We start from the raw sequence: 12,520 nt of genomic DNA, 5'->3' as shown, positions 1-12,520 counted from the left end.
ATCAACCTGCTAAACGAAAGCGCGGTAACAATTCATTGGCACGCACGCGCGCTAACCGATCGATCTCCATCACCTCGTCAATGCTGCCCGGCTCCTGACAACTCAGGGACGCCAGCACTTCGCTGTTGATGGCGGCGATATCGGTAAAGCGAATCTGGTGCTGCAGAAAAGCTGCCACCGCCACTTCATTCGCTGCATTCAGCGACGTCGTCGCGGCCTGACCTGTGGCACAGGCATCAATCGCAAGCTTCAGGCAGGGATAGCGCTCGTAGTCCGGCTCGGCAAACGTCAACGACTTCATGCGCGTGAAGTCGAGCGGCGTTACGCCCGCAGAGATACGTGCTGGCCATGCCATGCTGTGCGCGATAGGCGTCCGCATATCCGGAGAGCCCAGTTGCGCCAGCACGCTGCCGTCGCAATAACGCACCATCGAATGGATAACCGACTGCGGATGCAGGATTACCTCCATCTGCGCGTCAGTCGCATTAAACAGCCAGCGGGCTTCAATGTATTCAAGACCTTTATTCATCATGGTGGCCGAATCAACGGAGATTTTACGCCCCATTGACCAGTTCGGATGCGCACAAGCCTGATCCGGCGACATACCGGCTAAATCCGCTAATGGCGTGTCACGAAAAGGACCACCCGATCCCGTAAGGAGAATCGACTCGATGCCGTTTCCCCGCAGATCAGCGTACCCCAACTGATGCTGTATGGAAGCGGGTAAACTCTGAAAAATGGCGTTGTGCTCGCTATCGACCGGCAGCAATTGCACCTGATGTTGGCGTACCGCCTCCATAAACAGACGGCCGCATGTGACAAGCGACTCTTTGTTGGCCAGCAGCACGGTTTTACCAGCGCGAATTGCTGCCATGGTGGGCTGTAAACCTGAGGCGCCAACAATCGCCGCCATCACCTGATCCACGTCATCCAGCGCGGCCAATTCGCAGGCTGCCTGAACGCCGGAGAGCACTTCGGTATTAACGTTGAGTGCTTTCAGTCGCTCACGCAGCGCTTGTGCGGAAGTCTCGTCGGACATCGCAGCATAGCGCGGTTGGAATTGCAGGCATTGCTCAGCCATCAACGCCACATTCTGGCCGGCCACCAGCGCGGTCACCTGATAAAGTTCAGGATTTGCGGCAATCACCGCCAGCGTGCTGGTGCCAATGGAGCCGGTTGAACCCAGCAGAGTTAATCGCTTCATCATGCTATCCCTGTGAAGTCGTGGAGGGTGTCCGCAACAGCGCCGGACACAATGTAAAACGCCGCCAGAGTCGAACACGTCTCTGAACGGCGTTTTGAAAAGCAGTTGATGGAATTAGAAGTCCATCAGTTCCTTTTCTTTATCGGCCAATGCCGCATCAACACTCTTGATGTGCGCATCGGTCATTTTCTGGATCTCGTCCTGCGTACGACGTTCGTCGTCTTCGCTGATCTCTTTATCTTTCAGCAGCGCTTTGATCTTGTCGTTCGCGTCACGACGGACGTTACGTACAGAGACACGGCCCTGCTCAGCTTCGCCACGCACGATCTTGATCAGATCTTTACGACGCTCTTCGGTCAGCGCTGGCAGCGGCACACGAATATCGCTACCGGCTGAGCTTGGGTTAAGCCCCAAATCAGACGTCATAATCGCTTTCTCAACGGCAGCGCTCAGCGAGCGATCAAATACGTTGATTTTCAACGTACGTGAATCCTCTACCGTCACGCTAGCCAGCTGGCGCAGCGGCGTAGGTGTACCGTAATAAGGAACCACAATGCCGTCGAGCAGTGAAGGCGAAGCACGGCCGGTGCGGATTTTGCTGATGTTGTTTTTAAATGCATCCACACATTTTTCCATGCGCGTGTCTGCATCTTTTTTAATGTCGTTAATCACGTTGAAACCCTTGAATTCGGTTGACCTGGCCATTTCCGGGCTAACCGGAAGCGGTATCGATAAACATCGATCATCCTAATTGCTGCGCGATGTCAGAGCATCGCGGCAAAAGAATATACCTTATTTTAACGCGCGTCGGGTATTAATGCGTAATCAGGGTGCCTTCTTTTTCACCCATCACGACGCGACGCAATGCGCCAGGCTTGTTCATGTTGAAGACGCGGATAGGCAGCTTGTGGTCACGCGCCAGCGTAAAGGCGGCGAGATCCATTACTTTAAGCTCTTTATCCAACACTTCTGCATAGCTCAGTTGGTCATACAGCGTGGCATCCGGGTTTTTCACCGGATCTTCAGAGTAGACGCCGTCTACTTTGGTGGCTTTCAGTACCACGTCGGCTTCGATTTCGATGCCGCGCAGGCAGGCTGCAGAGTCAGTGGTAAAGAACGGGTTGCCGGTACCGGCCGCAAAGATCACGACGCGGTTATTACGCAGCAGGCTGATCGCTTCTGCCCAGCTATAGTTATCACACACGCCGTTCAGCGGAATCGCTGACATCAAGCGCGCATTGACATACGCACGGTGCAGCGCGTCACGCATTGCCAGGCCATTCATCACTGTTGCCAGCATGCCCATATGGTCGCCGACCACACGGTTCATGCCCGCCTGGGCCAGACCTGCGCCGCGGAACAGGTTACCGCCACCAATAACCACACCCACCTGAATGCCCAGCTCAACCAGCTCTTTCACCTCTTGCGCCATGCGGTCAAGCACGCTCGCGTCGATGCCAAAACCTTCGGCACCTTGCAGTGCTTCGCCACTCAGTTTTAGCAGGATACGTTGATATACAGGTTTTGCGTTGGTCGCCATGGTCAGTTCTTCCTGGAAGATATGATGAAAAGGAGAAGTAAAATCTGGTCGATCATCCGCAAAGACCGCGAGAAAAGCTATTGGGATGAGACTGAAAGTGCTGCACTAAATCGCAGACAAAAAAGAACCGCCTTGTGGCGGTTCTTTCGGACCATTAAGACTGTTTGGACATTGCAGCAACTTCTGCTGCGAAGTCAGCTTCAACTTTCTCAATGCCTTCGCCCACTTCGAAGCGGATGAAGTTGATGACGTCAGCGTTTTTCTCTTTCAACGCCTGGCCAACGGTTTTGCTTGGGTCAATAACGAAAGCCTGACCGGTCAGAGAAACTTCGCCGGTGAATTTCTTCATGCGGCCTTCAACCATTTTCTCTGCGATTTCTTTTGGCTTGCCAGACTGCATGGCGATATCCAGCTGAACCTGGTACTCTTTCTCAACCACGTCTGCAGACACGTCTTCTGGCTTAACGAATTCTGGCTTGCTTGCAGCGATGTGCATAGCAACTTGCTTGCTCAGTTCTTCGTCAGCACCGGTGGTAGAAACAACCACACCGATACGTGCGCCATGCTGATAGCTGTTCAGCTCAGCGCCTTCCAGGATAGCAATACGACGGATGTTGATGTTCTCACCGATTTTCGTAACCAGCGCTACGCGTTCTTCTTCGAACTGCGCTTTCAGAACTTCCACATCGGTAACTTTGCCAGCGACAGCTGCATCCAGAACCTTGTCAGCAAACGCCTGGAAACCGCCATCTTTTGCAACGAAGTCGGTCTGGCAGTTTACTTCAAGGATCGCCGCGAAGCCGTCAGCGATTTTGGTTTTGATCACGCCATCAGCAGCAACGTTGCCTGCTTTCTTAGCCGCTTTGATTGCGCCAGATTTGCGCATGTTCTCAATCGCCAGCTCGATGTCGCCGTTCGCTTCGGTCAGCGCTTTTTTGCAGTCCATCATGCCTGCGCCAGTACGCTCACGCAGTTCTTTTACCAATGCAGCGGTAATATCAGCCATTCCAGAATCCTCGATTCGTCTCTGTGTGCTCACACACTGTCAGAAACTTGTTGCGGAAAATTTACTCTGCCCCGCTCGCTCTGCAGTGAGCGTGACAGACTTAGATAAAATAAAGGGGCCTGAACGGCCCCCTTAACAGATAACATCTGATGTCTAAGGGCTCTTAGAAAGAGCGAACCTTATTAAGCTTCAGCAGCTTCTTCAGCCTGCTCAGCCAGATCCTGTGAACGGCCTTCGCGCACGGTAGTGGCAACGGCAGTCAGGTACAGGCTTACAGCACGGATCGCATCGTCGTTACCTGGGATAACGAAGTCAACGCCGTCTGGATCAGAGTTGGTATCAACGATAGCAAATACTGGGATACCCAGGTTGTTTGCTTCTTTGATAGCGATGTGCTCGTGATCAGCGTCAACAACGAACAGTGCATCCGGCAGACCGCCCATATCTTTGATACCGCCCAGGCTGTTTTCCAGCTTGGCCAGTTCGCGAGTGCGCATCAGCGCTTCTTTCTTGGTCAGTTTGTCGAAAGTACCGTCCTGAGACTGAGACTCAAGATCTTTCAGGCGTTTGATTGACTGACGAACGGTTTTCCAGTTAGTCAGCATGCCACCCAACCAGCGGTGGTTTACGAAGAACTGGTCGCAGCTCAGAGCTGACTCTTTTACCGCTTCGGCAGCAGCGCGCTTAGTACCAACGATCAGGATCTTACCTTTACGGGAAGAGATCTTTTTCAACTCAGCCAGAGCGTCGTTGAACATTGGCACAGTCTGCTCGAGGTTGATGATGTGAACCTTGTTACGTGCGCCGAAGATGAATGGCTTCATTTTCGGGTTCCAGTAACGGGTCTGGTGACCAAAGTGAACACCAGCCTTGAGCATGTCGCGCATTGAAACAGTTGCCATGATTACCTCTAAAGTTTGATTTGGGGTTGGGCCTCCATGTATCCCATACGACCGACCTCTTTCAAGGCACCCCGGCGTATGTGTCGATACATGTGTGTTTTAGTACACATAATGAGTTTTATGCGTTTCCTGCCAGCCAAACGTCGGTGACAGAGAATCGTCGGCGCGCTTTATACCACAATGCGCAGGAATACGCCAATAGTAGTTGAGCGCCGCAGGCGCAGACAATCGCCATTTGGCAGCCCTTTTGCTGGCTGCTAACATGACTGCCACAGAACTCATTATTGTCGAAAAATTCGACGATTGCGGATTAATTTAATGGCTATTTCAATTAAAACCCCTGAAGAAATCGAAAAAATGCGCGTGGCGGGCCGCCTGGCCGCTGAAGTGCTGGAGATGATTGCCCCGCACGTGGTGCCTGGCGTCACCACCGGTGAACTGGATCGTCTCTGCCACGAACACATCACGCAGAAGCAGCAGGCGATTTCCGCCTGCCTCGGCTATCACGGCTTCCCGAAATCGGTGTGTATTTCGGTGAATGAAGTGGTATGTCACGGTATTCCGAGCGACGATCGCGTGCTGAAGGATGGCGACGTAGTTAACGTCGATGTCACGGTGATCAAAGATGAGTATCACGGCGATACCTCAAAAATGTTCATCGTCGGTAAAGCCACCATTCAGGGCGAGCGCCTGTGTCGCGTTACTCAGGAAAGTCTCTATATCGCGCTGCGTCTGGTGAAACCGGGTATTCGTCTGCGTGAACTGGGCCGCGCGATTCAGCAGTATGTCGAAGCACAGGATTTTTCGGTGGTGCGCGAGTATTGCGGTCACGGCATCGGCAAAGGCTTCCATGAAGAGCCGCAGGTACTGCATTACGACGCGGATGATAGCGGCGTGGTGTTGCAAGCAGGCATGACCTTCACCATCGAACCGATGGTCAATGCCGGTGATTACCGCATCCGCACCATGAAGGATGGCTGGACCGTGAAAACCAAAGATCGCAGCTTGTCCGCGCAGTATGAGCATACTATTGTGGTGACAGAAAACGGCTGTGAGATTCTGACGCTGCGTGAAGACGACACCATTCCAGCGGTGCTCGAAAACGTCGCGTAATCATCTCGCTAACAGTACCAGGCCGGCTTATCGCTGGCCTTTTTTATGTGCGTAATGAAGAGGCATGTTGATGAGTGGTAGCGTGACCGAAGCAGTACACAAAGGCCTGACCGATTCCCCCGCCAGCTGGCCGGATGACGCCCTGACGCGCGACAAGCTCAAACACTATCTTGAGCAATTCCAGCAGCACCTGGGCATTGCATTTGATGCGGGCACCGATATTGAATCTCTGATTGATGCCCGCACGCTGTTTATCGACCGCTTATTGCGTCGTCTGTGGCGCTTCTTTGGTTTCGACCAGATGAAGGAGATCGCACTGGTTGCCGTTGGCGGTTATGGTCGCGGCGAACTGCATCCGCTCTCCGATATTGATGTGCTGATCCTCAGCCGCCAGCCGCTGGACGACACAGCCGCGCAGCGCACCAGCGAGCTGCTAACGCTGATGTGGGATTTGAAGCTGGAAGTTGGTCACAGCGTACGTACGCTGGAAGAGTGCCTGCTGGAAGGTTTATCCGATCTTACGGTCGCCACCAACCTGATTGAATCGCGCATGCTCACCGGCGATGTGGCGCTGTTTCTCGAACTGCAAAAGAACATCTTCAGCGATGGTTTCTGGCCGTCTTCACGCTTCTTCGCCGCCAAAATTGAAGAGCAGCAGGAGCGCCACCAGCGCTATCACGGCACCAGCTACAACCTTGAACCGGATATCAAAAGCAGCCCCGGTGGCCTGCGCGACATACACACGCTGCAATGGGTGGCGCGTCGTCACTTTGGCGCCACCACCATGGATGAGATGGTCGGTTTCGGCTTTATCACCGAAGCGGAACGCAATGAAATCAACGAGTGTCAGGAATTTTTGTGGCGCATTCGCTTTGCGCTGCACTTAACGCTGCCACGCTATGACAATCGTCTGCTGTTTGATCGCCAACTCACCGTCGCTCAGCGCCTCAACTATCTGGGCGAAGTCAACGAGCCGGTTGAGCGCATGATGAAGGATTTCTACCGCGTCACGCGCCGTATCGGCGAACTCAATCAGATGCTGCTGCAGCTGTTCGATGAAGCGATTCTGGCGCTGTCGACCACTGAAAAACCGCGCAACATTGATGACGATTTCCAGATTCGCGGTGACCTCATCGACCTGCGCGATCTCACGCTGTTTGAGCGTGAGCCGCAAGCCATCCTGCGTATGTTCTACGTGATGGTGCGTAACGAAAACATCAAAGGTATTTACTCCACCACGCTGCGGCAGCTGCGCTATGCGCGCCGCCATTTGAAGCAGCCGCTGTGTCAGATTCCTGAAGCGCGTGAAACCTTTATGGCGATTCTGCGTCATCCTGGCGCGGTTAAGCGCGCGCTGGTGCCGATGCATCGTCACAGCGTGTTATGGGCCTATACGCCGCTGTGGGGCAACATCGTTGGCCAGATGCAGTTCGATCTGTTCCACGCTTACACGGTGGATGAGCACACCATCCGCGTGCTGCAGAAGCTGGAGAGTTTTGCCGACGAAGCCACACGCCCGATGCATCCGCTGTGCGTTGAACTCTGGCCGCGCCTGCCACAGCCGGAACTGTTGCTGATGGCTGCGCTGCTGCACGATATCGCCAAAGGCCGCAACGGCGATCACTCCATTCTCGGCGCGCAGGATGCGCTCGACTTTGCCGAATTACACGGACTGAACTCCCGCGAAACGCAGCTGGTTGCCTGGCTGGTACGCCATCATTTATTGATGTCAGTCACCGCGCAGCGCCGCGATATTCAGGATCCCACCGTGATTCAGCAATTCGCCGAAGTGATGCAGAACGAAAATCGCTTACGCTATCTGGCGTGCCTGACGGTTTCCGATATCTGCGCCACCAATGAAAGCTTGTGGAACAGCTGGAAGCAGAGTTTGTTGCGCGAGCTGTTCTTCGCGACCGAAAAACAGCTGCGCCGCGGCATGGAAAACAGCCCGGATCTGCGCGAGCGCGTGCGCCATCATCGTCTGCAAGCGCTGGCGCTGCTGCGGATGGAAAACCTCGACGAAGAGCGTTTGCACCATATCTGGAGCCGCTGCCGCGCCGACTATTTCCTGCGCCACACACCGAATCAGCTCGCCTGGCATGCGCGTCATTTAATTCATCACGATCTCAACAAACCGCTGGTGCTGGTCAGCCCGCAGGCCACGCGCGGCGGTACCGAGATCTTTATCTGGAGCCCGGATCGTCCGCACCTGTTTGCGGCGGTGGCCGGCGAGTTGGATCGCCGCAATCTCAGCGTGCATGATGCGCAGATCTTTACCAGTCGCGATGGCATGGCGATGGACACTTTTATTGTGCTGGAGCCGGATGGCAGCCCGCTGGCAGCCGATCGCCATCCGCTGATCATTCAGGCGCTGGAACAAGCCATCACGCAAAACGAATGGGTTCCACCGCGTACGCGTCGCCAGTCTGCGCGCCTCAAGCATTTCAGTGTCGATACCGAAGTCAATTTCCTGCCGACGCACACCGACCGCCGCAGTTATCTGGAATTGGTCGCGCTCGATCAGCCCGGCTTACTGGCGCGCGTGGGTGAAGTGTTCGCCGATTTGGGCGTGTCGCTGCACGGCGCACGCATCAGTACGATTGGTGAACGGGTTGAGGATCTTTTCATCCTCGCCGATAGTGAGCGACGTGCGCTTGGGGTGGAAATGCGCAATGTGTTGCAACAGAGGTTGACAGAGGCCCTTAATCCAAACGATAAAGTGTGACCGCAATCGATTAATCAAATTTATTTACCGTGCCAGTGCGATGCTGGCACCCGTATTACAGACTTAGGAAATCATTATGCAACAGTTACAGAGCGTTATCGAATCTGCCTTTGAGCGCCGCGCCGACATCACGCCATCTAGCGTAGACAGCGCGACCCGCGATGCTATCACCCAGGTTATTGGCCTGCTGGATAGCGGTGAACTGCGCGTGTCTGAAAAGATCAACGGTGAGTGGGTAACGCATCAGTGGCTGAAGAAAGCAGTGCTGTTGTCGTTCCGCATCAACGACAATCAGGTCATGGAAGGTTCTGAAACCCGCTTCTACGACAAAGTGCCAATGAAGTTTGCTGGCTGGGATGAAGCGCGTTTTAAAAACGCCGGTTTCCGCGTTGTGCCACCTGCTGCCGTGCGTCAGGGCGCATTCATCGCACGTAATACCGTGCTGATGCCTTCCTACGTCAACATCGGCGCTTACGTTGATGAAGGCACCATGGTTGATACCTGGGCGACTGTGGGTTCTTGCGCGCAGATCGGTAAAAACGTCCACCTGTCAGGCGGCGTGGGCATCGGTGGCGTGCTGGAGCCGCTGCAGGCTAACCCAACCATCATCGAAGATAACTGCTTCATTGGCGCACGTTCAGAAATCGTTGAAGGCGTGATCGTCGAAGAAGGTTCCGTGATCTCCATGGGCGTTTACATCGGCCAGAGCACCAAAATCTTTGACCGCGAAACCGGCGAAGTGCATTACGGCCGCGTTCCAGCGGGTTCCGTGGTGGTTTCCGGTAACCTGCCGTCTAAAGATGGTAGCTACAGCCTGTACTGCGCGGTAATTGTGAAGAAAGTTGACGCTAAAACGCTCAGCAAAACAGGCATTAACGAACTGCTGCGCAGCATCGACTGAGCTTCTCCTGCCTGAAGATCTTCCCGACGGGCCTGCCTACAGGCCCGTAATTATTTGTTTACACTCCCGCCAGAATTACCTGTTTCGCGCCGCGAATTAACACGTGCGTTTATTTTTCAAACAGTTCATAATCCGCGCCAAGTTAACTCCGGTCGCGCACTGTTCATCCCGGTTTTTGTGTCTACAGTTGATTAAGTATGCCGTAAGCGTTCCGGTTGCCGCGTTTCTGCTGCATCCCGAATGATGATGATAGTCCTGCGCGCTCACCCACTCTTAGATGGAATATAAACGCTATGTACGACAACCTGAAAAGCTTAGGTATCAGCAACCCTGACGACATCGACCGTTACAGCCTGCGTCAGGAAGCTAACAACGACATTCTTAAAATCTACTTCCGCAAAGACAAGGGTGAATTCTTCGCTAAAAGCGTGAAATTCAAATATCCACGTCAGCGCAAAACCGTTGTCGCCGATCACACCAGCCAGGGTTACAAAGAAGTGCAGGAAATCAGCCCGAACCTGCGTTATGTGATCGATGAGCTGGACCAGATTTGCCAGCGCGACCAGGTTGAAGTGGATCTGAAGCGCAAAATTCTGGCGGATCTGCGCCATCTGGAAAGCGTGGTTTCGAACAAGATCGCTGAAATCGAATCAGACCTTGATCAGCTGACCCGCAACAACCGTTAATTTCGCGCTTTAGATAACAGGCCAGCCAATGCTGGCCTTTTTTTATGGCTGCTGATAAGGCAGCGAAAGCAGCCAGGTATCACGCTGTGCCTGCCTCACCGCCCCACTCTTTTGATCTTTCCATTGCGTCTGCATGATCCACTGTTGATAACGCGGCTGCTGCAGGCTGTTATCGGCCATTGAAAGCAGCGGAATGATGCGCTGGCTCACGCGATCGCGGTTTTTCCACGGCCAGAGTTTAGTGGCATCGCTGTACGGCGCCATCATGTCGAGCGCAGCCAGCAACGATCCGCCCGGCTGCTGGCTATGCCATAAATCGCCTAACCCTGCTTTACCGGCTAGCTGCGCCAATGCGCTAAGCGCCTGCAGATTGAAGTAGCTGTAATGGAAGGATCGCGTGCGCGCTAACTCTGCGGGCTGGCTGCCATCGGCACGAATTTGCAGCGCAATTTTATTGCGCGCCAGCTCTACCATCGCTGTGACTGTCTCACGATCGCCCAGATACCACGCGATTCCCGCCACCTGCGTGCAATACCAACTGCCATGATTATTCACCGCCGCCGCTTCTTGCAGTGCTAGCGGATTGTGCCGCAGCCAGTGCAGATACTCGCGAAACCACTGCTGCATTGCCTGCTGATCGGCTGGCTGCCAACCGGGCGCATTGCGTAGCAAAGTCAACGCATCCACCACGCGCGTGGCAAAGTAGCGTCCATCGAGCACGCCATCATGGCGGCCTGCGGATCGGCCCGGAATGCCTTGGGCAAAATTAAGGTTGGGATGCATACGGCTGGCGGGATTGATAAACCAGTGACGCATCATCGCCAGCGCTTTGTCGGCATAACGTTGATCGTGAGAAAAATACCAGGCCAGCGTCAGCGCCTGAAAATCAGCGGTAAAGCGCGCCAGCCTTACGCCATCACTTTGATCATTCTTACTGGCAGGATTCACTTCGCCATCACGACGCTGCCACGGCAGGCCGTCGGCGCTGCTGGCGTCCGGCCACCAATAGGCGCTCAGGCTTAAATAATCCTGCTTCGAGCCGCTCGGCGGCATCATACCTTTATCGGTGACGCTGGGATTGGGGTGTTGCAGCGCGTTATCCGCTTGCTGTTTAAGCTGATGCCAGGCGTCGAGCGTTGGCGGCGCGGCCTGATGATGTGCCAGCTGCTGCTTAACTTTCTGCAGATCGTTTAAAGAGAGAAAGGTTGGATCGTTAGCCAAACTTAGCGCGCTATACAGCCACAGCAACGCAATCCACAGGTTTCTCATTAACTTTGCTCATCCAGTTGAAGCGCCACGTACAGCAGCAAACGATCGTCAAAATTGCCCAGATCGAGCCCGGTAAGCTCGGAAATACGGTTGAGGCGATACTCCAGCGTGTTGCGATGAATGAATAGCGCGCGTGCCGTGGCGCTGGGTTGCACGTTGTGGCTGAACCACGCCACCAGCGTGCGTCGCAGCAAGCCATTGTTATCCATGCTTTTCAGCTTTGCCAGCGGGCGCGCCAGTTCGTTGGCCTGCCAGCCGCCGCGTAAACTGTCGAGCAGCACCGGCAGCACCAGATCCTGATAAAAATAGCTGCGCTGTTCCGGCATGCGCTGTTTGCCCACCATCATGGTGGTACGCGCGGTGCGGTACGAACGTGCGATGCTGCCGGGACCGGTAAAGTAGTTGCCGAGCGCGATGCGCATTCGCACCTGGCCGCTCTCCTTCATGCGTTGCAGCAGTTGATCCACGCGACGACGATGATCGTCCTGATCGTAGCGGCCATGCGTATTCAGTGCCGGTTTCAGCACCACCATTTCGGTGAGTGAAACAATCGCAATCAGGTTGTCGCGCTCTGGCGTGGTCAGCAGCGTTTGCAGCTGTTGCAGCTCGGACATGGCGCTATCAACGCCGAGCTGGCCGCTGTCCACTTCCACCACCGCCACCACGCGCGGTTGATTGAGATCGATGCCGAGCCGCTGCGCCCATTCGCTGAGCGCTGGCGATAAGGTTTCGCTGCGCACCAGATTCAGCACCAGCTCTTCTCGCAAGCGGCTATCCTGCGCCAGCATGTGTAGCAAACGCGCCTGTTCCAGCATCATTTCGGCGGTCATACACACCAATTCGCCGTAGTGACGCAGCGTTGCCGGTTGGCCGGTCAAACCGATCACGCCAACGATATCCCCATCAATACGCAGCGGCAAATTGATGCCAGGACGCACGCCGTGCAGATGTTTTGCCACCGCTTCGTCGATGTCTACCACGCGCCCTTGTGACAGCACCAAAAGCGCCCCTTCGTGCAATTCGCCAATGCGCTCACGATCGCCACTGCCGATGATGCGACCACGCGCATCCATCACGTTGACATTGCTGTCAATAATTTGCATGGTGCGGGCAACAATATCCTGAGCCAGTCGCGCATCGAGATGATAGGTGGCCATCAAACACTCCGGAGATA

At 54.7% G+C, this 12,520-nt stretch carries 11 protein-coding genes; 4 read left to right on the top strand and 7 right to left on the bottom strand.

All coding sequences use genetic code 11. The features are described 5' to 3' along the window. Window position 1 precedes the first annotated feature (1 nt). The 5 genes from ispC to rpsB all read right to left on the bottom strand — a co-directional run bounded on the left by ispC (window position 2) and on the right by rpsB (window position 4,652). Entirely contained in the window at window positions 2-1,204 is a 1,203-nt protein-coding gene (gene ispC / locus K5Y32_RS17625) for a 1-deoxy-D-xylulose-5-phosphate reductoisomerase (protein WP_176970649.1), read from the bottom strand. A 114-nt stretch (window positions 1,205-1,318) separates the two neighbouring features. Then, window positions 1,319-1,876 carry a ribosome recycling factor gene (gene frr, locus K5Y32_RS17620; protein ID WP_036649587.1) on the bottom strand — a complete coding sequence of 186 codons (558 nt, stop codon included), beginning with the start codon at window positions 1,874-1,876 and terminating at the stop codon, window positions 1,319-1,321. 142 nt (window positions 1,877-2,018) lie between these two features. Next, window positions 2,019-2,744, bottom strand: coding sequence for a UMP kinase (gene pyrH, locus K5Y32_RS17615; protein WP_007893903.1), 726 nt, complete (start codon window positions 2,742-2,744; stop codon window positions 2,019-2,021). A gap of 154 nt (window positions 2,745-2,898) precedes the next feature. Continuing rightward, the gene (tsf, locus tag K5Y32_RS17610; protein WP_101762048.1) at window positions 2,899-3,750 is read right to left on the bottom strand and encodes a translation elongation factor Ts; all 852 of its coding nucleotides are present in this window, start codon (window positions 3,748-3,750) and stop codon (window positions 2,899-2,901) included. Between the two features lie 182 nt (window positions 3,751-3,932). Continuing rightward, complete coding sequence (rpsB, locus tag K5Y32_RS17605; RefSeq protein WP_007893898.1) at window positions 3,933-4,652, bottom strand: 30S ribosomal protein S2; 720 nt, start codon at window positions 4,650-4,652, stop codon at window positions 3,933-3,935. A gap of 318 nt (window positions 4,653-4,970) precedes the next feature. Between rpsB and map the strand changes: the two genes are divergently transcribed. The 4 genes from map to K5Y32_RS17585 all read left to right on the top strand — a co-directional run bounded on the left by map (window position 4,971) and on the right by K5Y32_RS17585 (window position 10,077). Next, window positions 4,971-5,765 carry a type I methionyl aminopeptidase gene (map, locus tag K5Y32_RS17600; RefSeq protein ID WP_008108487.1) on the top strand — a complete coding sequence of 265 codons (795 nt, stop codon included), beginning with the start codon at window positions 4,971-4,973 and terminating at the stop codon, window positions 5,763-5,765. A 70-nt stretch (window positions 5,766-5,835) separates the two neighbouring features. Beyond that, on the top strand, window positions 5,836-8,490 hold the full coding sequence (glnD, locus tag K5Y32_RS17595; protein ID WP_101762367.1) for a bifunctional uridylyltransferase/uridylyl-removing protein GlnD: 2,655 nt from the start codon (window positions 5,836-5,838) through the stop codon (window positions 8,488-8,490). A 76-nt stretch (window positions 8,491-8,566) separates the two neighbouring features. Then, on the top strand, window positions 8,567-9,391 hold the full coding sequence (dapD, locus tag K5Y32_RS17590; RefSeq protein WP_008108489.1) for a 2,3,4,5-tetrahydropyridine-2,6-dicarboxylate N-succinyltransferase: 825 nt from the start codon (window positions 8,567-8,569) through the stop codon (window positions 9,389-9,391). 293 nt (window positions 9,392-9,684) lie between these two features. Then, on the top strand, window positions 9,685-10,077 hold the full coding sequence (locus K5Y32_RS17585) for a DUF3461 family protein (protein ID WP_007893894.1): 393 nt from the start codon (window positions 9,685-9,687) through the stop codon (window positions 10,075-10,077). 42 nt (window positions 10,078-10,119) lie between these two features. On the opposite strand, the gene K5Y32_RS17580 is transcribed toward K5Y32_RS17585, so the two are convergent. Beyond that, window positions 10,120-11,346: an alginate lyase family protein gene (locus K5Y32_RS17580; RefSeq protein WP_222185302.1), complete on the bottom strand. Its 1,227-nt coding sequence runs from the start codon at window positions 11,344-11,346 to the stop codon at window positions 10,120-10,122. Further along, window positions 11,346-12,503 carry a CdaR family transcriptional regulator gene (locus K5Y32_RS17575; protein ID WP_222185301.1) on the bottom strand — a complete coding sequence of 386 codons (1,158 nt, stop codon included), beginning with the start codon at window positions 12,501-12,503 and terminating at the stop codon, window positions 11,346-11,348. The genes K5Y32_RS17580 and K5Y32_RS17575 overlap by 1 nt, the downstream gene beginning before the upstream one ends. Between the last annotated feature and the right edge of the window lie 17 nt (window positions 12,504-12,520).

This window comes from Pantoea sp. DY-15, assembly GCF_019795935.1.
GTDB classification, from domain to species: Bacteria; Pseudomonadota; Gammaproteobacteria; order Enterobacterales; family Enterobacteriaceae; genus Pantoea; species Pantoea leporis.
Note: the sequence above shows the minus strand (reverse complement) of the source record. Positions and strands in the feature narration are given on the sequence as shown.